The organism is Paenibacillus sp. FSL R7-277 (genome assembly GCF_000517965.1).
In the GTDB taxonomy this organism is placed as follows: Bacteria; Bacillota; Bacilli; order Paenibacillales; family Paenibacillaceae; genus Paenibacillus_AQ; species Paenibacillus_AQ silagei.
This window is the reverse complement of the sequence record NZ_ASPX01000091.1, coordinates 1-26,616: the sequence shown is the minus strand read 5'-3', so window position 1 is coordinate 26,616 and position 26,616 is coordinate 1. Positions and strand designations below refer to the sequence as shown.

General features: G+C 53.0%; 21 protein-coding genes. 13 read left to right on the top strand and 8 right to left on the bottom strand.

Annotated elements, in window-relative coordinates:
- Window positions 1–107 precede the first annotated feature (107 nt).
- Window positions 108–2,879, top strand: a complete 2,772-nt coding sequence (gene galA, locus C173_RS26495) for a beta-galactosidase GalA (protein WP_051478453.1) — start codon at window positions 108–110, stop codon at window positions 2,877–2,879.
- Window positions 2,880–3,055: 176 nt separating this feature from the next.
- Here galA and msrAB read toward each other — a convergent pair whose 3' ends face one another.
- From msrAB to C173_RS26470, 5 genes are all read right to left on the bottom strand, one after another.
- Window positions 3,056–4,609: a bifunctional peptide-methionine (S)-S-oxide reductase MsrA/peptide-methionine (R)-S-oxide reductase MsrB gene (gene msrAB / locus C173_RS26490; protein ID WP_200869593.1), complete on the bottom strand. Its 1,554-nt coding sequence runs from the start codon at window positions 4,607–4,609 to the stop codon at window positions 3,056–3,058.
- A gap of 18 nt (window positions 4,610–4,627) precedes the next feature.
- Window positions 4,628–5,344 (bottom strand): cytochrome c biogenesis CcdA family protein, encoded by a 717-nt coding sequence (locus C173_RS26485; protein WP_036730795.1) that lies wholly within the window; start codon window positions 5,342–5,344, stop codon window positions 4,628–4,630.
- A 44-nt stretch (window positions 5,345–5,388) separates the two neighbouring features.
- On the bottom strand, window positions 5,389–6,345 hold the full coding sequence (locus tag C173_RS26480; protein WP_442792677.1) for a HAMP domain-containing sensor histidine kinase: 957 nt from the start codon (window positions 6,343–6,345) through the stop codon (window positions 5,389–5,391).
- An 83-nt stretch (window positions 6,346–6,428) separates the two neighbouring features.
- Window positions 6,429–7,133, bottom strand: a complete 705-nt coding sequence (locus C173_RS26475) for a response regulator transcription factor (protein WP_036730789.1) — start codon at window positions 7,131–7,133, stop codon at window positions 6,429–6,431.
- 75 nt (window positions 7,134–7,208) lie between these two features.
- Entirely contained in the window at window positions 7,209–7,751 is a 543-nt protein-coding gene (locus tag C173_RS26470) for a hypothetical protein (RefSeq protein WP_036730787.1), read from the bottom strand.
- Between the two features lie 223 nt (window positions 7,752–7,974).
- Here C173_RS26470 and C173_RS26465 point away from each other — a divergent pair, with 223 nt between their 5' ends.
- The 4 genes from C173_RS26465 to C173_RS26450 all read left to right on the top strand — a co-directional run bounded on the left by C173_RS26465 (window position 7,975) and on the right by C173_RS26450 (window position 13,670).
- The gene (locus C173_RS26465) at window positions 7,975–9,132 is read left to right on the top strand and encodes a 5-methyltetrahydropteroyltriglutamate--homocysteine methyltransferase (protein WP_036730785.1); all 1,158 of its coding nucleotides are present in this window, start codon (window positions 7,975–7,977) and stop codon (window positions 9,130–9,132) included.
- A 925-nt stretch (window positions 9,133–10,057) separates the two neighbouring features.
- Complete coding sequence (locus tag C173_RS26460) at window positions 10,058–11,125, top strand: ABC transporter substrate-binding protein (RefSeq protein WP_036730783.1); 1,068 nt, start codon at window positions 10,058–10,060, stop codon at window positions 11,123–11,125.
- 1 nt (window position 11,126) lies between these two features.
- Window positions 11,127–11,894 carry a (2Fe-2S)-binding protein gene (locus tag C173_RS26455; RefSeq protein ID WP_036730782.1) on the top strand — a complete coding sequence of 256 codons (768 nt, stop codon included), beginning with the start codon at window positions 11,127–11,129 and terminating at the stop codon, window positions 11,892–11,894.
- Window positions 11,895–11,945: 51 nt separating this feature from the next.
- Window positions 11,946–13,670, top strand: coding sequence for a helix-turn-helix domain-containing protein (locus C173_RS26450; RefSeq protein ID WP_036730781.1), 1,725 nt, complete (start codon window positions 11,946–11,948; stop codon window positions 13,668–13,670).
- Between the two features lie 31 nt (window positions 13,671–13,701).
- On the opposite strand, the gene C173_RS26445 is transcribed toward C173_RS26450, so the two are convergent.
- Complete coding sequence (locus C173_RS26445; RefSeq protein WP_036730780.1) at window positions 13,702–14,133, bottom strand: DUF6442 family protein; 432 nt, start codon at window positions 14,131–14,133, stop codon at window positions 13,702–13,704.
- Window positions 14,133–14,336, bottom strand: a complete 204-nt coding sequence (locus tag C173_RS26440) for a helix-turn-helix transcriptional regulator (protein ID WP_036730779.1) — start codon at window positions 14,334–14,336, stop codon at window positions 14,133–14,135. Before C173_RS26440 ends, C173_RS26445 begins: the two co-directional genes overlap by 1 nt.
- Window positions 14,337–14,506: 170 nt before the next feature.
- Here C173_RS26440 and C173_RS33085 point away from each other — a divergent pair, with 170 nt between their 5' ends.
- The 6 genes from C173_RS33085 (at window position 14,507) to C173_RS26410 (ending at window position 22,643) form a co-directional block, all read left to right on the top strand.
- On the top strand, window positions 14,507–16,240 hold the full coding sequence (locus C173_RS33085; protein ID WP_162174718.1) for an ABC transporter ATP-binding protein: 1,734 nt from the start codon (window positions 14,507–14,509) through the stop codon (window positions 16,238–16,240).
- A complete protein-coding gene (locus C173_RS26430) occupies window positions 16,237–17,991 on the top strand; it encodes an ABC transporter ATP-binding protein (RefSeq protein WP_036730778.1) in 1,755 nt (584 codons plus the stop codon). The genes C173_RS33085 and C173_RS26430 overlap by 4 nt, the downstream gene beginning before the upstream one ends.
- A gap of 73 nt (window positions 17,992–18,064) precedes the next feature.
- Window positions 18,065–19,612, top strand: coding sequence for a GGDEF domain-containing protein (locus tag C173_RS26425; protein WP_036730776.1), 1,548 nt, complete (start codon window positions 18,065–18,067; stop codon window positions 19,610–19,612).
- Window positions 19,602–20,540: a phosphotransferase family protein gene (locus C173_RS26420; protein WP_036730775.1), complete on the top strand. Its 939-nt coding sequence runs from the start codon at window positions 19,602–19,604 to the stop codon at window positions 20,538–20,540. The genes C173_RS26425 and C173_RS26420 overlap by 11 nt, the downstream gene beginning before the upstream one ends.
- An 84-nt stretch (window positions 20,541–20,624) precedes the next feature.
- A complete protein-coding gene (locus C173_RS26415) occupies window positions 20,625–21,362 on the top strand; it encodes a Fic family protein (RefSeq protein WP_036730774.1) in 738 nt (245 codons plus the stop codon).
- A gap of 111 nt (window positions 21,363–21,473) precedes the next feature.
- On the top strand, window positions 21,474–22,643 hold the full coding sequence (locus tag C173_RS26410; protein WP_036730773.1) for a DUF4317 domain-containing protein: 1,170 nt from the start codon (window positions 21,474–21,476) through the stop codon (window positions 22,641–22,643).
- An 86-nt stretch (window positions 22,644–22,729) separates the two neighbouring features.
- On the opposite strand, the gene C173_RS26405 is transcribed toward C173_RS26410, so the two are convergent.
- Window positions 22,730–23,332, bottom strand: a complete 603-nt coding sequence (locus tag C173_RS26405) for a DUF4304 domain-containing protein (RefSeq protein ID WP_051478449.1) — start codon at window positions 23,330–23,332, stop codon at window positions 22,730–22,732.
- Window positions 23,333–23,485: 153 nt separating this feature from the next.
- On the opposite strand from C173_RS26405, the gene C173_RS26400 reads away from it, so the two are divergent.
- Window positions 23,486–24,220 (top strand): hypothetical protein, encoded by a 735-nt coding sequence (locus tag C173_RS26400; protein ID WP_155991653.1) that lies wholly within the window; start codon window positions 23,486–23,488, stop codon window positions 24,218–24,220.
- A 299-nt stretch (window positions 24,221–24,519) separates the two neighbouring features.
- Window positions 24,520–26,616, top strand: a 2,097-nt coding sequence (locus tag C173_RS26395) for a sialidase family protein (RefSeq protein WP_036730771.1), incomplete at its 3' end; no start/stop codon positions are given.

The following is a 26,616-nucleotide window of genomic DNA, read 5'->3' as shown; positions in this document are numbered from 1 at the left end:
GCATTAATGTTCATTTTGTGCGATTGGTTCCCTCCCTTTGTACTAACGTCTTTCGTTCCGCTTTTCTACAATAGAAGTATTACAATGATAGAGAGGTATTGACCTATATGAGAGAACGGTTAAGCATGGACAAGGACTGGCTGTTCCATCATGGGGATATAGCTATCCCGGTGGAAAACAGCCACAAAGCGGTATACGGCAACGCCAAAGCAGGCGGCATCATGGGAGCGGCCAGCATCGAATGGAACGATAATGAGTGGGAGACGGTAGGGCTTCCGCATGACTGGTCTTACCGCCAGCCGTTCGACCGCGAGGGCGGGGTGCCGGACTTCGGCTACAAGCCGCGCGGCATCGGCTGGTACCGCAAGAAGTTCAAGCTGGAGCCGTCCGATAACGGCAGGCAGCTGCTGCTGGAGTTCGACGGCATCGCCACCTATGCGACGGTTTATTTGAACGGCAGCGTGCTGGGGCGGAACTTCTGCGGCTATACCAGCTTCGTTGTGGATATCACGGACAACGTCTTCTATGGCGACCGCCCCAATCTGCTGGTGGTGAAGGTGGATGCATCGGTGTCCGAGGGCTGGTGGTATGAAGGCGCGGGCATCTACCGCCATGTGTGGCTTACGAAGAAAGATCCGCTGTCCATCGCCGACCGCGGCATCTGGGTCAATCCGGTGAAGCAAGATGCGGACAAGTGGCTGACGAACGTGGAGACAAGGATTACGAATGAGCGGGAGACGGCTGCGGAGGTTGAACTACTGTCCCGGGTAGTGCGTGCCGACGGAGCAGTGGTGGCGGAGGAACGGACGACTGGCCGCGCGGAAGCGGGGGAAGCCGCCGTTCTGAAGCAGGAGCTGCCGCTTAGCTCGCCGCTGCTGTGGGATGTGGATGCTCCGCACCTGTACAAGCTGCATTCCACCCTGCTGGTGGACGGTGAAGAGCGGGACACGGTCACGACTTCTTATGGTTACCGCAGGATCCGGATCTGCCCCGATACCGGATTCTATCTTAATGAACGCCCGCTCAAGATCAAGGGTACCTGCAATCATCAGGACCACGCCGGGGTTGGCGTAGCGTTGCCGGACGCGCTGCATGAATACCGGATTGCACGGCTGAAGGCTATGGGAAGCAACGCTTACCGCTGTGCCCATCACAATCCTGCGCCGGAGCTGCTGGAGGCCTGCGACCGTCTCGGCATGCTGGTGATGGACGAGAACCGCAACTTCGACAGCTCGCCGGAAGGGCTGCGCCAGGTGGAGAATATGGTGACGCGCGACCGCAATCACCCGTCTGTTGTGTTCTACAGCCTGTTCAATGAAGAACCGCTGCAAGGCACACCGGTCGGGCGCAAAATGTTCAAGCGGATGAAGCAGGCGATCCTGCGTCTGGACGATACCCGTCCGGTTCTGGGAGCCATGAACGGCGGCGTCATGGAAGACGGCGGAACGGTCGACGTGATGGATATCGCCGGATTCAACTATATGCATGGCGGCTATGACCGCTTCCACGAGAAGCATCCCGGCCAGCCGATGATCGGGTCCGAGACGGTCAGTGCTTTTGCCACAAGAGGGACTTACGTCAGCGATACCGCACTGCAGTTTTTTGACAGCTTTGACCGGGAACGGGCGAACTGGGGCAACACCGCAAGAGAGTCGTGGCAAGCCATTAATACCCGCGACTATATGATGGGCACCTTTGTCTGGACGGGCTTCGATTACCGCGGCGAGCCGACGCCTTATGAATGGCCCAGCGTCAGCACCCATTTCGGTATTCTGGATACCTGCGGATTCCCGAAGGATTCCTATTATCTGTACCAGGCGTTCTGGCTGGACGAGCCGGTTGCGCATATCGCGGGCGGCTGGAACTGGCCGGGGAAGGAAGGGCAGCCGGTGACCGTCATGACGCATACCAACTGCGATGAAGTGGCGCTGTATGTCAACGGGGAGCTGCGGTATAGACAGGCTGTCGAACTCTATGAGCAATGCCAATGGGAAATTCCTTATGAGCCGGGAACGCTAAGGCTGGAGGGGTATCATCAGGGCAAGCGGGTCGCTGTGGATGAGAAAATAACGCCCGGGGCAGCTTGCGCGCTGCGCGTGGAGACGAGCAAGCCGGCCCTGCTTGGCGACGGGCGGGACGCGGTCGTGGTGAATGTCTACGCCATCGACTCCGCAGGGCGGTTTGTGGAGACGGCGGGGCAGCAGGTATCCTTCTCGCTGACCGGCAGCGGCATTATTCTGGGAGCGGGCAACGGCAATCCCAACTCCCACGAGCTGGATCATCTCATGGAGCGCTGCTTGTTCAATGGCTGTCTCCAGCTGATTGTTGGCAGCGTTGGCAGCGATGCGGGGCATACCGCTATTGAACTGACGCTTCAGGGGGAAGGCTTGCAGCCTCTGGTGCAGGTCATCCCGGTAGAAGCGGTGGACGAGCTTCCCTATGTGTTATCCGTTCACGAGCGGTATATCAACAATTGGCTGCTGACACAGGAGCTCTCGCAGGAGCGTCCGTACCCGAATGTGGAGATTCATCCTACGGATATGAACTCCTGGGAGAAGGTTGACGTCAGCTTCGGGCCGCAGCAGCTGCTCCAGGGAGCGGACGGCTATGTCATTTACCGCAGCTCCATCGCCCTGACGGAACGGGAGAAGAGCAGCAGCCCATATCTATATTTCCACGCGCTTAGCGGGGATACTGAAATCTACGTCAATGGCAGGCTGCTGGCGAAGCAGTCCTCTCCATGGCCTTCGTCCCTGGAGGTTGCGCTTGACGAAGTGGAGCTTGGCGATGAGACGGTATTGTCCGTTCTGGTCGGCATTCAACCGGATGTGTACAAGCCGGGCATTAACGGTGCGGTCTCGATGGGGTTGAGGGGGTAGAGGCAACTTGAATCCCAAGATGCCATGTGTTTATGAGGCTTATTGCCACAAATTGCAACAATAATAAACAGAGGAATGTTGTAAGAAAGTCAACAATCGCCCTCCACACCGCTCTGTTGGGCGGATGGAGGGCGATCTTTTTATGAGACACTCTTCGTCTGTACGTTTCACCTAATCTACTCCACCAACCCGAGCAAATACCCGTAATGCTCCCCCTCCATCTGGTCTAGAGGGATGAAGCGGATAGAGGCGCTGTTGATGCAGTAGCGCTTGCCGCCGCGGTCAGCGGGACCGTCGTCGAAGACGTGGCCCAGGTGGATGTCGCCGGATTGGCTGCGAACCTCGGTGCGTTCCATGCCGAAGCTGGTATCCGTATCATAGGTGACGACCTGCGGGGCAATGGGCCTCGTGAAGCTGGGCCAGCCGCAGCCGGAATCGTATTTATCCTTGCTGGAGAAGAGGGGCTGACCCGTGGCGATATCGACATACAGGCCAGGCTCATAGTTATCCCAATAGTCGTTGCTGAAGGCACGCTCGGTGTCATTATTGACGGCTACCGCGTATTGGTCGGCGGTTAATCGCTCCTTCAGTTCTGCGTCGGAAGGGCGCGGGTATTGGGCCGGATCGATAACCGGCTCTTGCTCATCCAGGATGCTTAAGTCAATGTGGCAATACCCGTTCGGGTTCTTCGCCAAGTAGTCCTGATGATATTCCTCCGCCAGATAGTAGTTCTCCAGAGGAAGGACTTCCGTTACAATCTTCTTGTCATACTTGGTCTGCTCTTGCGCTACGGCCTGCTGGATAACCGCTGCATCCTCCGGGGAGGAATAGTAGATTCCTGTCCGGTATTGAATGCCCCGGTCATTGCCTTGCTTGTTCAGGCTGGTCGGATCAACGACCTTGAAATAAGCTTCCAGGAGCTGCTTCAGGGTGACCTGCTTCGGATCATACTTCACATGCACAGTCTCCGCGAACCCCCGGTCCCCGCGAATGACATCCTCGTAGGTCGGATTCTCACCTTTCCCGTTGGCATAGCCTGAGGTGACGTCCTGAACTCCCTGAATGCGGGCCATATACGCCTCAACGCCCCAGAAGCAGCCGCCCGCCAGATACAGGTCACGCAGATCCTTGTCAGCTATACTTGCGGTCTTGACCGCTGGAACCGGAGCGGCGGCTGAAGCTGTGTTCATTCCCGCGAAGGTGTCCTTAATCTGCTCGTTGGAGGCATGACCCGGGAGGGACTTCACCAGCAACCCTTCTTCATCGATATAAAAAGAACTGGGATACGCCCGTACCTGAAACTCCTTGGCCCATGTCCCATCCTCATCGAGCAGCACGGTCAGATTGTCATACGACTGCTTGTTGAACCAGTCCGTGAACTCCTTGGCGGATTTCTCGCCTTTGTAGCCGGGAGTTACTATCGATACCACCTGGAAATCCTTCTCCTGTCCGGCCAGCGTATTCAGTTCCTCCAGGCCGGCAAGACAGATGGAGCACCAGGAGGCCCAGTATTTCACATACACGTTCTTGCCTTTCAGATCCTCCAGCTTCATAGGATCGCCCTTCAGATCATTTAACGCAAATGCGGGGGCAGGCTTCCCCTTGTTCATCGCTGCCGGGGAGTCCGTCTTGCCGGATGCTGTATCGGGCTTCGCACCGCATGCGGCTAGGATCGACAGCAGACCGCCAATCACCAGCATATATCCCATCCACTTCCATATCTTTTTCATGCCTGATTCCTCCTCCCGTTATTGAATCCAGCTCACAATCGTATTCAGCTGGTCTGTCATTAGCAGCAGCCCCATGGCGATCAGCATACAGCCGGAGGCGATCTTGATCCCTCCCATGAACCGGTACAAGCGGCGAATCCGCTGCACCAGATAGTCCGAGAAGACGGATAGTACGAGAAAAGGAATCGCCAGACCCAGCGTATACAGCAGCATGAGGAATCCGCCGTAAGCAGGGGAGCCTTCCCCAGCGGCGATGCTGAGAATGCCCGCAAGTACCGGGCCGATGCACGGCGTCCACCCGAAGCTGAACGTCAGGCCGAGCAGGAAGGCCCCGATATAGCCGCCGCGTGCTGCGCGGGGACTGGACAGCTTTTTTTCCCGTTCCAGCCAGGAGATCTTGATCAGTCCGGTCTGGTAGATTCCGAATAAGATGACAATCGCTCCGCAGACGGCAATGAACCTGGAGCTTGAAATGACACTGCCAAGGATACCGGAGCCGAAGCCCAGGGTAATGAAGACCACAGACAGTCCAAGCACGAATATTAGCGTCCGCAGCATGAATACCGAACGGAACCGCATGGAGCCTGTGTCCACCCCTCCCTGATTCACATTGCCCGCCAGGCTTCCGGACAGATACGAGACATAGACCGGAAGCAGCGGCAGAATACAGGGTGCAAAAAACGATAATACCCCTGCGCCGAAGACGCCGAACAGGAATACAAAATCACCAGCCATCTCTGTCACCACCTATATGAATACTGCTTCTCTAACGCTAAGGCTTACCGGCTGGTGTAGATGGGGACCGTGAACCAGAAGCAGCTTCCAGAACCCTTAGTGCTCTCTACACCAATCTTGCCGCCATGCAGCTCCACAATGGATTGTGCAATGGCAAGACCCAGACCGGCGCCTCCGCTATTCTTACTGCGTGATTTATCTATCCGGTAGAACCGCTCGAAGATCCGTGAGGTCTCTGCCGCATCGATTCCCTGACCCTCATCGCTCACAGCGATCCGCAGGAACGGGCCTTCCTCAGCGGCGGACAGCACGATATGGCCTTCTTCAGGAGAATGTTGAATCGCATTCTGCACAAGATTGGACAGTACCCGCTTAATCTGCGTGGGCATCATCAGGGCCGCGGGCAGCTTATCCGGCAGCTCAATCTCGACTTTCAGCCGCTTCTCCGCCAGATGGAAGGAGAAGCTCTCCAGCGTGCTGATCAGCAGCTCATCTGCATGGCACGGCTGCGGGTCGAACGTTCCGCCGCTGGCCTCCAGGCTGGATAGTTCAAAGAGGTCCTGGATCAGCCCCGCCAGCCGCTTCGTCTCCAGCCGGATCGTATTCAGATACCGCTGGAAGGTCTCTTCGTCCTTGATCACATCATCCTCCAGCGCTTCCACGAATGACTGAATGGAGGCAAGAGGGGTCCGCAGATCGTGGGAGACATTCGCGATCAGCTCCCGGCGGGCGGATTCGGACTGATGGAGATGGTCGAAGCTCTCTTTTAGCTTACTGCTCATCTCATTGAATTGCCGGGCCAGCAGCTTGAACTCGTGCGGGCCGATCGTGGGGACTTCGGTGTGGAAATCCCCCTCGGCAATCCGTACCGTCTGCTCCGTAATCCGGGCAATGGACTTCTCCACCGGCCGTGTCAGCAGATGCTGGAGGATGAAGGAGAACACGCCGATCCCGGCGGTGATGCCAGACAGATAATATAGCTGATCGATGGTCAGCAGCATTTTGGAATAGCTGACAAATAAACAGATGAGCAATACGCCAATGCCTGTGAGGCTGGACAACAATAAATACGTACGCAGTTTCATTAGATGCCATCACCCGCAAACTTATAGCCGATTCCCCAGACCGTCTTGATGTATTTCGGGTCGGAGGGGGTCTGTTCGATCTTTTCGCGTAATCTCCTTATATGCACCGTAACGGTAGTCGTATCTCCTTCATAGCTGAAATCCCAGATCTTGCTCAGCATCTGCGTCCGGGAGAACACCTGCCCCGGATGGCTCGCCAGCAGATAGAGCATTTCGAATTCGGTCACTGTCAATTCAATCGCCTGCCCGCTGATCTCCACGGTACGCTTCCCGACATCGATAGTCAGTCCTTCGTATTTGATCGTGTGCTCAGCGGCGGTAGCCGGCGATACCTGGACATATCTCATTCTGCGCAGAATCGCCTGCACCCGCAGTACGAGCTCCCTTGGACTGAAGGGCTTGGTCAGATAATCATCCGCTCCCATCGTCAGCCCCATCAGCCGGTCCTGCTCCTCGCCGCGCGCCGTCAGCATGATGATCGGGAGATCTTCGGTCTGCCGGATCTCACTGCACACCTCCCAGCCATTCTTATGCGGCATCATGAGGTCGAGCACAATCAGGCTTGGAGACTGGCTGCGCCATAGCTCCAGCGCTTCCAAGCCGTCCTTGGCGGTGGTGACCAGATACCCTTCCCGTTCCAGATATCTGCGGCACACATCGGTAATATTCGGATCATCATCCGCGACCAGCACTCGTTCATTCATCCTAACCCACCCCATATCCGGAAAAATCCATTTGATTCCATCATATCACAGGGTGAGGGCATCGCTCATCCTGTCTTATTTCATGGCCTTGGCAGGCTTCATGTACATGGTCACTACCGTATCCGCCACATAAGTGCTGCCATCGTACAGGGCCGGAGCCATGCTCAGATTGACCGTTTTACCGTCGACCATCATTTTTTTCGACCCAATCATAACCTTGATCATCTTGGCCGCCGGCTTCATGCTGTTGTCCATCATCTTGCCATCGTCCATCATCTTGCCGTCGTCCATCATCTTGCCGTCGTCCATCATCTTGCCGTCGTCCATCATCTTGCCGTCGTCCATCATCTTGCCATCGTCCATCATCTTGCTGTCGTCCATCATCTTGCCGTCGTCCATCATCTTGTCCATGTACATCAACGATACGGAGCGGTCCTTGCTGTTCCATTCAATGCTGTAGCCGTACATCATGGCCGCCTGTCTTAAGTTCATCAGCTCCATGCCGTCTTTCTTCATCGTCTTGATGCCTGCCGCCGCACCGGAGATGCCGGACACCGCCAGAGAGAGAACCAATACTGCCGCCATCATGAACCGTTTGCCTGCTTTGCTGTTACCCATGCTTATCACGCTCCATATCTTATTAGTGGTTTACATGGAACAGCATAAGCGGAAGAGCTTACGATTCTCTAAGCGAAACCTTACGATTGTATTACGGCAGCGGAGTGAGCGTATAACTTCTCCCTATAGCCAGATATCAGTTATAAGTGTTACGTCTAAGGCCGCACTCCATGCTAGAATTTATACACAAAGACAGAACAGTGGAACTAGAGGAGGGCTAATCATGTGTGATAGATTTCAGATCGTAGGCAGCCTGCTGCGTCCGGCGGAGCTATTAGAATATAAGCAGCAAATCGAACACCGGGACGATATCCAGTATCCTTTTTACGAGGATTTCCAGGGCTATGAGCAGTGTGAGGCGAAGGCGATTCAGTCGGTAGTCGAGCAGGCGAGCGAGAATGGGCTGACGATTCTGACGGATGGGGAGTACTCCAAGTCGATGTGGCATCTGGACTTTGTCTGGGGCTTCCAGGGCATTGAGCGTTATATCGCGCCTCACGGGTATTTCTTCAGAGACATTGACGGCACCTCCAAATACGAGACGCGAAAAGACATCGGTCTGCGCATCACAGGTGAACTCGGCGGGAAGAATCACCACTTCCTTCAGGCCTACCGCCAGCTTCAGGCTCATGCCGGAGACCGGGAGACGAAGCTGTGCGTGCCTTCGCCATCCCATATCTTCGGAGAGCTGTCCTGGTCGGATAACCTTGGCGGCGAGGGTGCAGTGTACCAGAACCGTGATGAGCTGAAGGCGGGTCTGGTGACGGCGTATAAGGATTTTGTAGGGGAATTCGCAGCCGCTGGCGGTAAGATTCTGCAATTCGACGACTGCCTCTGGGAGCTGTTCGCGGACGATAATCCGAATTCGCCATTTACCGGTGAAGCAATCAACCACGAGGAAGTACAGAGTCTCGCCACAGAGTTCATCGATATTAACAACACCATCATTGATTACGGACATAGCCTGGGGTTGCTCATGTGGACCCATAACTGCCGCGGTAATTATGATTCCCGGAATATGGGCGGCGGCTCTTATGTGAAGATTGCCAACCTGTTCCTGAAGCAGCTGAAGTACGACCGCTTCTTCCTGGAGTGGGACGACGAACGCGCTGGCTCGCTGGAGGCACTTGCTGTGTTCAAGGATCGACCGGAGACGGAAATTGTACTTGGCTTGCTGTCTTCCAAAACCAGTACGCTTGACGATGAGACCCGTGTCCTCCGGATGCTGGATGAAGCGTCCACGATCATTCCGAAGGAGAGATTACTGCTCTCCCACCAATGCGGCTTCGCGTCCTGCGACGGCGGCAACGAATTGACGGAAGCGGAGCAATGGGCGAAGATCAGACAGGGGCAAAAGATTGCCCAGCAATATTGGGCTTAACTTCATTAACTTAACTTCATTAATAGGTAGCAGCTGTTCATAAAAGCAAGCCCGCATCTGGCAACAGGATGCGGGCTTGCTGCTGTTTATGTAACTAAGTAGTCTTTGAAACATCTGAATGAGGAGCAGATGGAATGTATATGAAAAACCGAACACAATATGCTACCACGAAGGTAAGTTGCCCAATGTATACGGAAATCCGAATACATTGGGTGCTGCTGCGATGAAGCGTTGCGCTATGCTCCACAGCCAGTAACATTTATAGAGAAATCCTGCAGGAAGTGCAACAATACTGCCCCATAGATGCGGTCTATGCTGAAATCCTGCAAGAAATGCAACAAATTCAGCGCTAATCTGCTCTAAACACCGAAATTAGTGCAAATAATGCAACATTGTACTTCAGCCAGTAATAGGTGAGGAGGAATCCTGCAAGAAGTGCAGCAATTCTCTATACAAGCGGCTGGTGAGAGAAGGCATCAGCATCCTTCACCCGGTAGGGTAATTTCCTAATGTTTCAGTCTATATCACCTGCTATATAGATTAAACTTGAAAATTTAAGTTAAGGGAAAAGTGGCGGAGGGGAATTTTGGAACTGTAGGAGCGGTAGCGTCCGCCTGAAAGCTTTCCGCAGGAAAGCTCGCATCGTAAGCATAGGCTGTGTTTGGATTTCCACCGTGCGTAGCAGTTTTAATCAAGAAATTCAAACACAACAGCGGCCGGAAGTCCAAAACTTCTCTGGAGTCACGGCCATCCCAAAACAAAAAAATCATTAGTTCAATTTATATAGCTAAACACCATGTCGCATTTATCCGGCTGCAATGTCGCAAAAGTACATGGAAACAGAGGCAGCAGATCGGCTATACTCGCTGTAACAATTATGATAATGAAAATCATTATCATATAATACATAACAGGGGGAGTCAGCGTGAACAGAGCAACACAGAAACAAGGGGCTGGCAGGAAGAAATTCGCCGCTGGGCAATCAGGATTATTCATGGTATGGATGCTGGCGCTGATACTGGTACTTACAGCTTGCGGTTCTGGGGGAGGCACGAATGCAGGTACAGCCGCACAGCCGTCTGCATCAGCGGAGCCGTCTCCATCGCCCGAAGCACAGCCGCAGGCAACACCGGAGGCACAGGCTACAGCAGCCTACCCGGTTACCTTCAAACATATCAAGGGCGAATATACGCTTACGGAGAAGCCGAAGGTGATCGCTGTGCTTGACGTGAAATTCGCCGATCAGCTGATCGCGCTTGGAGAGAAGCCGACAGGCAGCGTAGTTGCCGGAACCAAGGACGAGTTCCCGGAATATTTGAGTGCTCAAATGGACGGTGTGAAGGTCCTGGGTACACGCGATGAGCCCAATCTGGAAGCAATTGTGGCGCTGAACCCGGATCTGATCTTGATGACGGATTTTCAGGAGGAGGCCTATGAGAGTGTTAGTAAAATCGCGCCTACCATCGTCCTGGACTTCTATGAGGATTGGCGGGATACGCTGGCTACCATCGGTACAATAACAGGGAAGCAGGCAGAGGCTGAAGCAGTGAAGAAGGCCTACGAGGACAAAATCACCGGACTGCGTGAGCAGCTGTCGGCGAAGCTGGGCGACGAGACGGTGGCGCTGATTCGTCCAAGACCGGAAGGAATTCGGGTACATGGTCCGGAGCACCGGACAGGAAGCATTCTGTATGAGGATCTGGGATTAAAGGCGCCTGCGTTCGTTCAGGCGATCAAGGATGATACCTCAGTTGAAATATCGATGGAGACTGTCTCTGATATCGGGGCAGATCACTATTTCCTGCTCTCGGATGATCTGTTCGCCAAAGAGGCAGAGGCTCTGGCCAGCAGTCCGATCTGGAAATCCCTTGATGCAGTCAAGAATAACCGTGCCTATGATGTGAATTCAACGCTCTGGATCGCGTACTATGGTCCTCTTGCGATTAATATTATTGTAGATCAGGCCTCGGAAGCGCTGCTTGGAGCTCACTGAGATGGACCACTATCTGTCGTCGGCCCCCTGGAGGGAACTGGCGGAGGATTACCGGATGAGGCTGGGGGAGCCGCCTGCGGGCAGCGTTCGCACCATCGCGCTGCGTGAGCTGCAGGATGAAGCGGTGTGCCGCGAGTATGTCAGCTGGCTTAAGGATTATATCGGTGCGCCGGATATGCAGGTTGCGGCTTCCATGCTGGCCAAGCGGATCGGCTATCTGTGGATCGCGCCAATACTGACCGCCATGACCGTTCATAATCGTGAAGTCTTCTTCCCGCTGGACAGAAGCTTCCTCTATCATCCGGCTTCTACAGAAGAGACGACATTCCCTTTCCTGGCACTGGACGGGCTTCAGTCAGCCTCCCCACCGGAGGATAGAGCCGTGTGGCGTGAAGCTGTTATTGAGGAGAATTTTGCGGTACGGCTTGCGCCGCTGCTGCAGACGCTTGCCGCCGTGGGCCCCGTCTCCATGGCCGTGCTGTGGGAGAATATTATGGTGCGTATTGCCCCGCTCTATGCCCTTGGAGCAGACTCATCCGGCGAAGAAAGGCTGCGGATGCAAGAGGATTTTGTGTATCTGACCCGGACGGCTCCCGGCGCATTGTTCGGCGCAAGACGCAATCCATTCACCCGGTTCACCGAGGGGAATGACGAGGCTCCGGTTGCGAAGAGCAAGCGCATTACCTGTTGCTTTTACTACCGGATGTCCGGGGAATATTGCAGAAAGTGTCCGAAAATTGACAATGAGAATGAATCTCAATTAAAATGACAGCAGGTCTATCCGTTAAGCAAAGGATACTGTTGTCAGGAGATGAGAGAAATGCCGCAACAAGAACAGGCAAGTCTATGGAGTGATACAGCGGTCAAGACGCTTGATGTGCGCAGTGGTACTGTGCCGCCCGGCGGTATGCTGATTGAAACGGAACTGGCGTCTAATCAGCTGCTGCTGGCTATCGGCGGGCAGGGAGGGCTTGTGATGAATGGTGAAGGCTGCCATGTCCAGGCCTCTTTTGCTTGTCATGCCGTCAAGGGATCAGCCTACACTCTGAGTGCGGAGTCAGACAACATTCATTATACAGCTATTAGCTACAAGGCCATTCCTGTGGCGGGAGCTGCACATGTCCTCTTCCCGCAGCGCAATCACCCGCTGCGCACTTCGTTCATTCACCATTCCGGGTCCCCGGCGGAGCTGCATATGGCAGCAGAGAGAATTGCCGCCAAATGGAGCCGGGGAGAAGGACTGGAACGCTTCCATGCCAATGCGCTGCTGCAAGGTATGCTCTACGAGCTTATTATGGAGCATGAACGCGGTCAGGGCGGGGTAGAGCCCGATATGGTGGAGGTTGTTGCTGCCTATATCGAGGGGCACTATCGTCAGGAGCTGGGGCTTAAAGAGCTGGCCGCGCTGGCCGGATGCGGCGTGCGGCAGCTCCAGCGGCGGTTCAAACAGGAGAAGCGGATCGGGCCCATGGAATACGTAATCCGGCTGCGGATGGAGAGCGCAGAGCGGATGCTGCGTTATACGGATGCTTCCATCGGCGAGATCGCTGAGCGGACAGGCTACCGCGACATGTATTATTTCAGCAGGGCGTTCAAGAAGCATTATGGAGTCCCCCCGCAGCTCTTCAGGCGCACTGCCGCTTCAGCTCCCGCTGCACTCTCCGCTCCTTCGGGACGGTTAGAGAGCGTGGCCTTCCCGCACGGGTCACCACAGGGTCCGTTGATCCACCATCTGCGCGGCGAATATCTTGTCACCGCTGCTCCGCAGCGGATCGCCGTACTCGATGTCCAATATGCGGACCATTTACATGCCCTGGGGATGTCCCCCGCAGGAAGCGTAGGATTCGGAAGCGGGTCGCTGAATTTCCCCGCTTATTTCCGTGAGAGATTAATAACAACGGAAATGCTCGGAACCTACGAGTACCCGGACCTGCTGGCTGTTGAACGGCTGCGCCCGGATCTAATTATCTGCACCGAGGTGCATGCTCCGCACTATGAACGCTTAAGCCAGGTGGCGCCAACGATCATGTTCAAGCGTAATGAGAGCTGGCAGATGATTCTGAGGCTGTTCGGCGAACTGACAGGCAAGCAGGCGGAGGCGGAACGGATTATTGCCGATTATCTGCGCCGTACGGCATTGCTGTCCGCAGAGCTGGCTCCGGTACTCGCGGGTAAGAGTGTGGCTCTGATCCGTCCGCGGGAGTCCATCGTCCGGGTACATACGGCTTCTCACCGCACCGGCGCTGTGCTGTACCGGGACCTTGGTCTGCCTGCTCCGCGATTTGTGGCGGAACCCGCCTCCGACACGGCTTACCATATTTCCGTGGACAGACTGCCGTCTGTGCATGCCAACTACTACTTTTTGCTTAGTAATGAGAGGATGCAGGAGGGAATATCGATGACAGAGCACAGTGTGAGGGGCATGCTAGGTGCAGACAAGCGGCAGCTTATATACCCGGTAGATGCTGCTACCTGGATCGGCTGTTATGGACCGACAGGCATCAACTGCATTCTGGATCAGGTGGCCCAGGCGTTACTGGCTTGAGCGGACTAGCGGCAGACGGAACCGCTGCCAATTACATCTCCCGATCATACTTGAACCGGTAATAGACGCCGTATCCAATCGTGAAAAGGTAGGCGAATACCAGTAACAGCACCACGGTGAGATCAGCCTCCATCAAGGCAAAGGCGAGCATTAAAGCCCCGAATACAAAAACCATCATATCATAGGCCTTCGCCTTCGCCCGGGTTGCAATGGCGATATTGCGTTCATCGTTCTTGTTGATCTCCATCTGCTTGGCGATGGCGGGGCTATTCTTCAATGCGCGCCGTTCGATGAGTTCCCCCATCCCGCTGCCGAACAGGCCAGAACCCAGTCCGATACAGATAAAGGGCAGTGTCCGCAGCACCCCCTCCGGCTCTTGAACTGTTCTAATGAAGTACAGACTGCCTGCCAGCAGGACTACACCTGCAATAACCAGAAGATAAGCCGAGACGGATTTCTTCATCAATTCTCTTCCTCCTCATAAATAAAAATCTCCTCAATGCTCAGCCCGAAATAACGGGCAATCTTGAACGCCAGCAGAATGGACGGATTATAGCGGCCGTTCTCCAGTGAACCAATCGTCTGCCTGGACACCTCAAGCGCCGCTGCTAATTCCTCCTGCCTGATTCCGCGCTGCTTGCGTAATTCTTCCAAACGGTTGTTCATGGAATCACTCTCTTCATGGAAAGTTAACTTTACATGGAGAGTGTATCGCATGATGATCTAGATGTAAAGTTAACTTTCCATTGTTGGATAAATGGAGAGGTTGGTCACTCCCTATATACGAACATCCGTGCTACAATATTCCTTGTGAATATATGGAAGGAGGTGGGTCAGTGACTGCAAGACGGTGGTTGATGACGTTCATACGGATGCACAAGCTGGTATTTGTATGCGGTTTCCTGGTAACTACGGTAATGACCCTGGTGAATCTGATATATCCGTTCCTGGGCGGACGGCTGATTAATATCGCTTTTTATGACCAGGATCTGAAGGCCTTCCTGAAGCTGTGCCTGATCTATGCCGGCATTCTCCTGTTCAATCAGTTCATTGTGGCAACGCTTAATAATCTGATCTCCTCCCAGCTGATGACGGGGTTCGTGTTCGATATCCGGCGGGCGCTATTCCGCAAGATTTTGCATCAGAAGGGGAAGGATCTCTCCGGGATGTACAGCGGCGATCTGATCAGCCGGATGAACCGCGATGCTAAGGACATTATGAATCTCCTCTTCTGGAGCGGACTGTGGGGGTATTCCAATCTGCTGCATATTGTGTTCGCCGTGGGCTTCATGTTCTATTATCATGTTCTGCTGGGAGTGTTCACTGTGGTGCTGGTGCCTGTCGTGTTCTTAGCCTCCAGATATTTCAAGCGAAGAGCGCTTCGGGTCAACCGGGATCTGGCGGCAGAGCAGGGCAGGCTGTCCTCGTACTTATTTGAAATTGTGGCCAATATGCGGGAGATCAAGCTGCTGAATGCCGGGAGGCTGGTAACCCGTACCTATCTCAGGCGGACAGTCTCTATCCATCACAAGAATGTGGATAATGGAAGAATTGAGGTATCCACCGAGCGGGTGAATGCATTCATCACACTTGCCGCACAGCTGCTGCTGTTCATCATCTGCTCCCGGCTGATTGTGAAGGGGCAGATGCAGCTTGGTGTTTTTGTGGCTGCCGCCAGCTATTTCAATATGGCGGTGACCTACTTCAGCTCGATCAATAGCAAGATTACCGATACCTGGGGCCAGAATATATCCCTGCAGCGTGTTGCGGAGCTTCTGAATGAAGAGGAAGAGGACTACAGGGAAGCCCGTCTGCCCACACTGATTACAGAGGGGACGATTGAATTTCGTAATGTCAGCTTCGGATATACGGAGGAAAGGCGGGTACTGGACGGGTTCAATCTCCGTGTCGAGGGAGGAAGCACTGTGGGTATTGCCGGAAGGAGCGGAGCCGGGAAAACAACGCTCGGAAGCCTGCTCTGCAATCTGTATCCCGTTGACGGCGGCGAGCTTCTGATCGATGGCCGCAACGTGAACGAATATAACCTGCACAGCTTGCGGAGTCAGGTGGGCGTGGTTCATCAAGAGACGGTTCTGTACGATAACACGCTGCGGTATAATCTGTCTTTTACGAATAATCGTGATCGGGACAGTCTGTTTCTTGAAGCACTTAAGAGAGCTGCGCTGCATGAGCTGGTCCTGAATCTCCCGGACGGGCTGGACACGGTGCTGGGGACTTCCGGGCAGGAATTATCGGGCGGCCAAAAGCAGCGTCTGGCTATTGCACGAATCCTGGTCAAGAATCCGAAAATTCTGGTCTTCGATGAAGCGACTTCGTCCCTCGACAGCAAGAATGAGGCGCTGATCCGGCAGATGACTGGTGAGCTTGCGCAAGACCGGACGCTGATCATCATCGCCCATCGGCTGTCCACGCTTAGAGGCTGTGACCGGATTGCAGTGTTGGAGGATGGCCGGATCACAGGCTACGATACTCACGACGTGCTGATCAGAAGCAACAAAACGTACATAGATCTATTCAGCGAACAGCGTGCAGGAGGCGAAGCGGTATGACTATGACAAGATGGGCCGCCTATAAAGCGCTGACTCAGGGAATTGAAGGTGTCCGTAAGCCGCTGCTGGCGCTCGTGCTGTTCAAGCTGTGGAATCTGGTCTGCGGACTGCTTCCGTTATTCCTGTACTCTCTGCTCGTCAACCGCGTGCTGGTGGAGAAGCACCTAAGTGGGCTATGGCCGGTTATCGCGGGTTATCTGGGAGTATTCGTGCTTACGACGGCCGGGATTGCGGTCAGCAAGCGCTACTCCAACCAGCTGCTTCTGAAGTATGACCTCAGGCTTAAGCGCAAACTGCTGAATAGAGTGAACAGCCTGGATTATGAGGAGTATAGCGGGTACAGCATTGGTGATCTGAAAAGCCGGATCGAGCAGGATTCAGCCGCAGCCGGGCGGTTCTTCACGGTACATCTGTTAGATTTCACATACGCTGTCCTGTATGCTGCTGCGCTGGCTGCGATTCTTGTAAGCTATGACTGGCGGATCGCCCTCCTCAGCTTCGTCTTCGTTCCGGTCTCCCTGCTGACCGTGAATCTCCTGGGCGAGAAGACGAGGAAGGCGGGGGAGGAGCTATGGAGGCTGCAGAACGGGTACGAATCCTTTTTACATGCGAGTCTGCAGAACTGGAAAGATATGAAGACCAATAACCTGGAGGAGGCCCAGCTAGAGGAATTGAACGGGCATTATGCGGCTATTCGTCCGGTGTGGTTCCGCAGCCAGCTCTATCAGCATCTGGGCGTTACGTATTCGTATTTCACCAAGAACTTCATTACCCAGCTGTTCATCTATTTCATTGGCGGACTCTTCGTGATTAAAGGCTACTCGGAGGTCGGAGTCCTGCTGGTGTTCATCAGCTTCTACGGGCAGTTCTTCGGGTTCATCGAGACGATCAGCAATGGCCTGATGAATTACAAGAATGATTCGGTGAATATCAGTAAAGTGATCGGACTGTTACAGGCAGAGGCGGACCAGCGGCCTTACAAACGCATTAGCGGACAAAAGATTGAGGTTCAGAATTTGCGGTTCCGCTATGAGGGGAAGGATGCCTTCGCACTGGACGGGATTTCGTTCTCGGTGGGGAAGGGGGAACATCTAGCCATCGTAGGGCAGAGCGGCAGCGGCAAGTCTACTCTTGCCAGACTGTTGACCGGACAGATGAAGCCTCAGGGCGGGAGCATCCGCATCGGCGGCACGGATCTGCATGCGGTGAACAGCGGGAGTGTGGCGGCCAAGGTAAGCATTGTGGTGCAGGAGCCTGTTCTGTTCAATATGACGATCCGGGAGAACCTGCTGCTGGCGGGGGACGGGGCAACGGAAGCAGAGCTGATTGCCTGCTGCCGCAGCGCCAATATCTATGACTATATTGCATCCTTGGAGGAGGGGCTGGATACGGTTATCGGGGAGAAGGGGGGGAAGCTCTCCGGGGGCCAGAAGCAGCGGCTGTCGATTGCGCGGGCGCTGCTGCAGAAGCGGGACATTATTATTTTCGATGAAAGTACAAGCGCCCTGGACCCTGAGAATGAGAGCGGCATTAGGAATGAGCTGAAGCGTCTGTCTGCCGGAACTACCATGATCTCGATTGCGCACCGTCTTTCTACAATTCAAGACTGTGACAAGGTGCTGGTTCTGCAAGCCGGGAAGGTGGCAGCCTGCGATACCCATGCTAACCTGCGTGGCCGGAATGAAGCCTATGATCTGCTGTTCCACAGCCAATACGCCGCCTTAAGCCATACCACAGAACTTGTTCATTGACGGCGTCTCCGCCCGGTAATATATTAAAATTAAGATTAACTATGTCCGTGACAGACTGTAGAGGAGAAGAGAAATGAGCCCGACCCATGTATGGATACCTGTCGTATTTTATTGGCTGCCGATGCTCTTCTTTTTCTACATGGGAATGGATGTGCTGCTGCGCAACCCGCGGCAGATCGAACATCGTCTGGTAAGCGCTACAATTCTGTGCTATTTCCTGATGTTCCTGGAGGAGTACTTCCGGTATATGCTGCCCATGGAATATAGTCCGCTGCTGGCTGCGGTCTGGTTCGCCAATGTCGGTATCCTTATTCCAGGGCTGGGCTTCCATCTGATTGCCCGGTTAATCGGCTTACATAAGCGGATGTCCCGGCCGTGGTACCCCTATCTGTTCCATATCCTAACGCTGGCGATCCCGGCGGGACTCATTGGTCAACGTTCCTATACCTCCGTTCAGCTGTTCATGGTATCCGGGGTCTGGAAATGGCCGATAGCCAATGCAGCCTACTACGGGACCTTAACGGCAAGTCTGCTGCTTAGCTTCATCCCCATCGTCATGCTGCGAAGTAGGCGCAAGTGGAGTGCCGCCGATCCTGATTATCAGGAGCATGGCGGTATCTTCAAGCTGCTGGAGTATGGCTCCTGGGTGACATTCCTCTGGGTAGCGGTGTTCGGCTATTTCCGCTTCAATGAAGTGCTGCCGCCTTATACGTATATCTACGGAGGACTGATCTGGTGCTTCGTGCTGCGGCTGTCCATGCAGCGGTATGAGTTCCTTAATCATGCGGGACAGCGCTACAAGAAGATGTTCCAGATTAATTCACAGGCTGCGCTTCTCGTCTCGTTGTCAGGCAGCATTAAGGAAGCGAATCCGAGTGCCGGTAAGATGTTTGGCCGTCTGACCTTGGGGAAGGCTAATCTTACCGATCTGGGCGGTGCAGAGATCGTGGCGAAGCTTAAGGTACAGGACGATATCGGTGAGCTGGAAATGGTTCTGCATAACGGGGAGAGTCCGGTCGAGGTGATGATTAACGGAGATTACGTGACCGTGGATCATGAGATCCATGCGGTGCTGCTCATCCGGGACATCCGGCTGCGCAATGAGCATGTGCGGCAGATTGCCTTCATGGCCTACCATGATCCGCTCACAGGGCTGCCGAACCGCAGGCAATTCTATGATAAGCTGGAGGAGACTCTTGCAGAAGCAGAGCGCAGCGGCGGGGAAGTAGCCATCCTGCTGCTTGATCTCGACCGGTTCAAGCAGGTGAACGACCGCTGGGGTCATGAGGCCGGGGACCAGATGTTATGCAAGGTAGCGGGCATGATCCATCAGCTGGTTCAGCCGGACGGGCTGGCGGCCCGCTTCGGCGGAGACGAATTCGTGCTGTTCTGCCCCGTGGGCGGGGACGGGCTGAGCGCCGCAGAGCTGGAGCACCGGCTGCTGGCGGCGGCTGCACAGGCCACGCTGAATTATGAAGGCGAAGAGCTAAAGATCGATATGAGCATCGGCATCAGCTTGTATCCGCAGGACGGAACGGCTCCGGATGCGCTACTGCGCCAAGCCGACAAGCGGATGTATGCGATCAAGCGGGGAGAGGCGGAGGGAAATCATGAGATTTGAGATTGGCGGGGGGATGGATTTAATTGAGGAGACTGTGCGGCAATTCCTGTCTGATAAGGCAAAGGTCCTTGATGTCGAGAGCACCCGATTGCATTCGGGCTATCAGGCGGTGGATTTATTCCGGCACAGGATTCTCTTGGAGAGTGAAGGCAGACAAGAGTACAGCTCTGTGATTACCAAAATGGCGAATGGAATTGAACGGCGGGTAATGAAACGGTTATTGGATCAGGGGGCTAATGTCCCTTTTAATAGAGCGGGTAATCTGGATTCGGACCATCGGGTGCTCCTATGTATTCAGGACGTAGATTATAAGACGAATTATCAGAATCTGGATATTGGGATGCTTCAGCACAAGGAAATGCAGGCGCTGGCTTATATTCATAACCGTAATCGCGGATTGCAGGAGGAGTTATCCTGGCTCCCTAGGGTTAGCCGTACATACATAGAGACTATAATTCATGGAGTATGGCGACCCGCATGGGAAGAGGCCAAGCACAATGAACGGTTCGTGGAGACCTTCGGGACGTATATTTCTGAGATCGATGCCGTATCGGGGAAAATCGTGGACGAGCTCGAAGCCGTCTGGAAGGATGAGACCACTCACACGCTTATACATAATGATCTGAATCCCGGAAATGTACTGGTACACAATAATGATGACGTTATGTTCATTGACTGGGAAGAAGCGCGGTACGGTTCCCTGTTCCTCGACATCCCTATGCGGTTTGACCGGTCTCAAGCTGGAGAATACCGTGAAGTGCTGGCTTCGCTGGGATGGGAGCTTCCTGCGGATACGTTCGGGCAGAGCTATAGAGCTGCTTCATGGTATCTCGGCCTGCGTTATATGACTTGGAGCTTGGGGGCCTGGCTAAGGGACCCTGGTACTGAGGCGGGGCTGCGGCGGTATTTGGATATGGTTGTTGTGTAATAATATTATTTCTCCAAGTTCAGAAGTCGATTCAGTGAATACCTAGGCTATACTTAGTGATAGGAAAAGAAAGGAGTGATCTGCTTGAGCTACCCTGAAATTCTGCGCAAAAAGGCCTTATATGATCAGGCTAAAGATCAAATCCCGGACCTTACTGTCCAAAGCTATGTGAAGGCTTTTGAACTTGAGTATACGCATAACTCAACGGCTATAGAGGGCAATACGTTAACCCTTCTGGAAACCAAAGTGGTACTGGAGGAAGGGATATCCGTAGGCGGGAAAATGCTTCGGGAAATATATGAGGTTATTAATCATAATAAAGCATACCAGTATATTAAGTCCTGCATTAACGATGAAAAACCATTGGATGAAGGGATCATTAAGGATATTCATGCTCTGTTAACTGAGAATATTATGATAGGTGGGGTATACCGGAATGTAGAGGTGTATATATCCGGAGCAGCGCATACACCGCCAGTACCCAATGAAATGTATCTGCAAGTGAAAAATTTTTATGCTGATTTAGCACAGAAAGATAACGCCGATATCATAGAGCTTGCGGCCTGGACTCATGCCGAATTCGTCCGCATCCATCCGTTCGCCGATGGGAACGGCAGAACCTCGCGTCTGATTATGAATTATCAGTTGCTGGCAAATGGATATCTTCCTATCTCTATTGCCAAAGAAACGCGGCTGGAATATTTCAATGCCCTCGAGGCCTACGCTGTACGCCGGGATTTGAAGCCCTTTGCGGATATGATAGCCTTACTGGAGGAGCAGCAGTTGGACCGCTATCTTGGGATGATTGAGCGGTGGGGCTAGAGAGTGAACACTAGTGAATATCACGAGCAACGACAACCCTTCTAGCGAAGGGTTGTACTATCGTTTATACTGATACAACCAATTCATTTCATAGGAGCTGTGTTCCAAGCCATGATCAAGAAAGAAGCCGCACATATACGCAAGCAGTTCAAGATGGACCATGATCAGCTGAATCTGTACGATATTCTGAATGTCTATATTATGAAAGAAACGAATGAAATCTACCACTTCGAACGCCAGCCGTTCGCCATGCTGGAACGCGAGAAGCAGGAGCTGTATATGAGTAACTTCCGGAAGCTGCTGACGGGCGAGCTGGACCAGAAGCTGTTCGAGCTGAAGTTCCTGGAGGAAGCAGAGGAGCCGTCGCAGGTGATGCTGCACCAGGGGCTGATAACCGGTGACCCGGAGGAGTGGCAGGACCTGATGCTTATGCTGGTGGACAAAATGCTGGTGGATGCCAAGTATGAGAAGGATGCGGTCATCACCTTCGTGCGGGGACAATACTTCCGGCCGACCAAGGCGCGTAATGATGAGGCCGAGGAGACCGGGAAGGACGAGGTATTCGCGCATCCGTTCATTCTGTGCAGCGTGAATTCCACGGAGCAGCAGCGTAAGACGCTTTTGTTCGATTATGTGGAGCGGGAGTTCAAATACAATATCATGGTGGATCCCATCATCAAGCTCAGCACGCCGGAGCAGGGCTTCTTCTACCCGAGTGTGACCGACAACTATTCGGATATCAACCGGGTGCTGTACTGCACGGGAAGCGCGAATAATCCAAACCCGCAGTTCATCGAGCAGGTGCTGAATGCGGAGCGGTCGGTGACGGCGCTGGAGGAACGGTCTATTTTTGAGGACATTGTAAAGGAAGTGGCGGGCGAGCAGATCGATGTGGCGACCATTGCTCAGGTGTACGAGGAGATTCACCAGGTCATTGAGGACAACGCGGAGGAGGAAGAACCGCCGAGACTTGATTACCGCGATGTGGAGCGTGTGCTGAAGGCCAGCGGTGTGGAGGATGTGACGGCGGAGAAGGTGGAGCGCGCGTTCGAGACCATCGTGGACAATAAGCATTATGAGCTGAAGGCCAGCAGCGTCATCCCGAAGTTCACCTCCAAGTCGATCAAGATAGATACGAAGGTCGCTTCCATCACAATCAGCCCGCAAGACCTGAGATATGTACGGCAGGTGAATTACCAGGGCAAACGCTGCATCATGATTGAGATTGATGAGGATGCGGTGATCGAAGGCTTCACGCTGCTGACGGAGAACTTATCCTAATCTGGACTGATATATATTGAAAAAGGGCTATCCCGATCTCTCCTAACGAGACCGGGAGGCCCTTTTATTTGTGGAGGATGGCTGCGCTAGGAAGAGCTTCCGTATTTCTCCCAGACCGCCGCAAACTTCTTCTCCCAAATCGCCCAGCGCTTCTCGGCGCCGTATTTCGCTTGGAGCTGCTGCAGGTATTGCTCCGCAGTCTCTGTATCCCCTGTATCCAGCAGGTACCCGAAGGTCTCCTCACTTAAATGCAATGCTATCCGCGGCATATAGTATTCAATAATGGCCCTGGCATCGGTTAGGGTGTACATGAATTGGAGACCCTGATCCAAGTGGAGTAGCAGGTCTGCCGTGAACCTGTCCACATCTACCTCCGGCGTCAGGAAGTAGCGTTCCGGGGCGGCGGGGACGATTTGGTTGATCCGGGCATAGAAGTGAGGCAAGCCCAGAGACGAAGCAGGCCTATATTGCGCAAGCTCTTCGGAATGAAGATTGTAATTCACATAGAAGCTGAGTTGCTTGTGTGTATTGTACTTGAATTTCTGGATATTGATTTTATAGCTGAGTTGGCCTTCTGTTTTGTAGAAATTCAGATCTTTTGTACGATAGCCCTGTGCGGAGAACAAAGGTTTGACGTCCTGCTTGATGATCTGCTTGAACAATTCCTTCATATCTAACAATTCATTCATAGTAAGTAAATCCTCCTTCACCTGGGTTAATTATAGGCTGCATATTATAACGTGTCGGCTGACAGCTATAATTGTACTATAAACAGGATCGCCTCAAATGACTTCATTCTGGGTAAATATAGGATAGGAGGCAGGAGAGGAGGAATGAAGGTAGTGATGAAGAATGTTAAGATTTTATTGTTTTTCTTTGGGTTTGCGGCTGTTATGGTGCTGCTGTTCGGGTGGGGGCTGCCGGTAGTTTTTCAATTATCCCTACATAACGATTACATAAGAAGTCTGACTTTGCTGGTTGTGTTCAGTATGGTGGTGTTAGTCAAAAGGTTGAATTGGTCTAATTATCTAGTTTTTGCTGTCGCCATATTCTCGTTCTTGGGCATGATGATCGATACAGCAGGGAACCCCGTAACCAACAAGCCGCTGGAATGGATTGTCTCACCTATAGGTCAGTTGCAGCTGGACCAGGATATCAATAATTATGCGCCAGGCCAGTACGTCATTTCGGATAACCTCTCCATTCTGAAGCCAGGCGGGGAGATGGTTACGCTAAGTACAGTATGGTTATACCTGTACCGGTGCGCCCAGTATTTGGTGCTCTACACGATTGTAGGTACTTTGCTTGCAGCAATCCGGGGGAATAAGCCAGAACGCTGGCCGGTGCCTGCCGCGAAGGTAGACGAGGTGTTGACGCCGGAGATGGAGCAGCGGGTAGCGGCTGAACTGAAGCGCCGGGAGGCAGCAGGCACTACACTGAAGGTCGTTCCCGAAGAGGTCCAGGAGCATGTCCGGCAGTTAAAAAAGGATGGACAGCTCATTTTGGCCATCAAGCTGGTCCGCCAGCATACCGATCTTCCCCTTGGAGAAGCCAAGCGGTATGTGGAAGAAATGTAGAGGAGATTTATCAGCCCGTTCTGTTCAGTCGACAGAGCGGGCTTTTTTTGCGCTTATGGTAACGCATCATGTTGCGAAGCTGGAGTTCTTTTGCAAGAGCGCCTTCCAAATCCAGCTAAAAAATATAATGATGTATTTTAAATTTTAGTATAGTATTTTTGAAGGTTTATGGCGATTTTTGTCGAATCCAATGTGGAGAATTACATTCTGCTCATAGGAGGGCACTTTTACTAACGGGTTGAGGGCTGACTAACGGATAAATTGGACGGCACATTTAATGGACATAAGGGGACATGTGTATGAAAAGACCGTTGTTATGGAAAAAAAGCTCGATTTTCATTCTTATATTATTGCTGATATTCCCGAATATGAGCATTGCCGGAGCACAGGCTTCGGCGGATACTTTGACTGTTGCATCGGCGGTGGCAGAGAACCTGGATACGAATCTGAACAGTGTAATCTATGCGGGTGGAACTTATACCGCAGTAGGAGAGGGCGGGAGAATTGTACAATCGGCAGATGGGATGAGCTGGAGCAAGATTAGCACCCCGTCATCTAATGCCAAGATTTCTTGGAGGAGTATTGCATTTACTTCAAGCACTTATGTAGCGGTAGGTGTAGATTATTCAAACTCCACTGCAAAGGCTAAGGTCATTGTCTCTACGGACGGAGGCGGAACCTGGAGTGATAAATCCTCATCTGTAAATGCTGACATCCTGCAAAAGGTGCGTTACATTAACGGGACATTTTATGCTGCCGGCGGAAGGTGGAGTGCCACTAATCGGGCGCAAGACCTGGGGGTTATCTATTCTTCTGCAGACGGACAGAATTGGAGCCAGTGGAGTACGGTTCCTGCGCTCTGGCCAGCCCAATCGACCACCAGCAGTCCTTTTTTTCTAACAGACATTATTAATTTCAATGGAAAATATGTGATTACGGGCAATGTATTCGCCTCCTATGCCCACTCGGATGACGGGTCAAGCTGGACGTCTGCATTCTTGGGCGGAACGTTTGGACTGGATGCATTAGCTGTGTATAACGGTAAGCTCTATGTATCGAAAAACTGGGAGAACGGTTATGTAAGCAGCAATGGAATGACCTTTGCCGCAGACTCTTCTTATGATAATATGCTTGGCATTGTGCAGGCGGGATCCTTACTCTATCGATTTGGCAGGGAAGGTAAAATGTATACTTCGGCCAATAGTGGAGGGGCGTGGACAGCGGCGGAGCCCGTAACGAATCATACCATTATATCGGCCGCTTCAAACGGCACAGGAATAGTTCTGTTAACGAAGTCAGCACATAGTCTTGTCGTGACGCCAGATCAGACCCGCTGGGTCAGGTTCAGCGGGAACCTGCAAGGAAGCACGTTTAATGGAAGCAAGTGGGTGGTAGCTGGAAACGTTCTGTCAGACTTTGGTACGGAGGTTCAGGATAATATATTCATGTCCTCTTCAAGCGGCTGGAATCAGTTGAGTGTATCTAACCACCTGCCGCCTAATCTGGGATTCGCTGAAATTGCCTATGGCAACAATGTTTTCGTTGCAGCGGGGAAGAAGCTGGGTGTCTCTGGAGATGGAGAGAATTGGACGGTTACAGATCTTCCAGCCGGAGCTGCCGGTCTTGTAAAAGGATTAGCTTATGGCACTAACGGTTTTGTTGCTGTGACTGCCAATAATGTTCTACAATCTGCTGATGGAGTCTCATGGGCTGTTGTAGCAACCTTAAGCGGAGCTTCATTCAATCATGTGAAGGCTGTGAACGGGGTTTATGTGGCTTTTGGTGATGGAGGAATCTGGGCCTCTACGAATGGAACAAGCTGGAGCTCACTTGACTCATTGAAGAATTACGAGCCCTCCAGCTACTTCGCTTTCTATGATATCACTTATGCAAATGGAAAATATGCCGTTATGGCTACGAATGGTAATGATGGAACTCCGCAGCTGCTGGAGACAAGCGGTGTGTTAAGCAGCAGCTCTGTCTGGACGGAGCATGGGATTGATGCAAACTCAGCCTGGACGGAGCTGCGTTCCATAGATTATGGTAACGGTTATTATGTTGCTGCAGGTGTAGTGTACAACGATCGGGAATCCCATGTGGCTTATTCTTCTAAAGATCTGGTTACCTGGACCCAATATGACGAGCAGGCGCTGGGAGTCAGCGGAAGCGGATTAAACCAGGTTAGGTTCCAGAATGATAAATTCTATATTGTAGGTAACGACAATACAAGAGTTGTACTGGACAGTGGAGTGGGGGCAACGCCGGAAGCAACCCCGGCAGCTGTCATTGACTATACTGCCGAGCAACTGACTGGCCTGACGCCAGGCGGTGCATATACAGTGAACAGTCAGCCTGTAACGGCAGACATTAACGGCAAGCTGGCTATAGATAGCAGC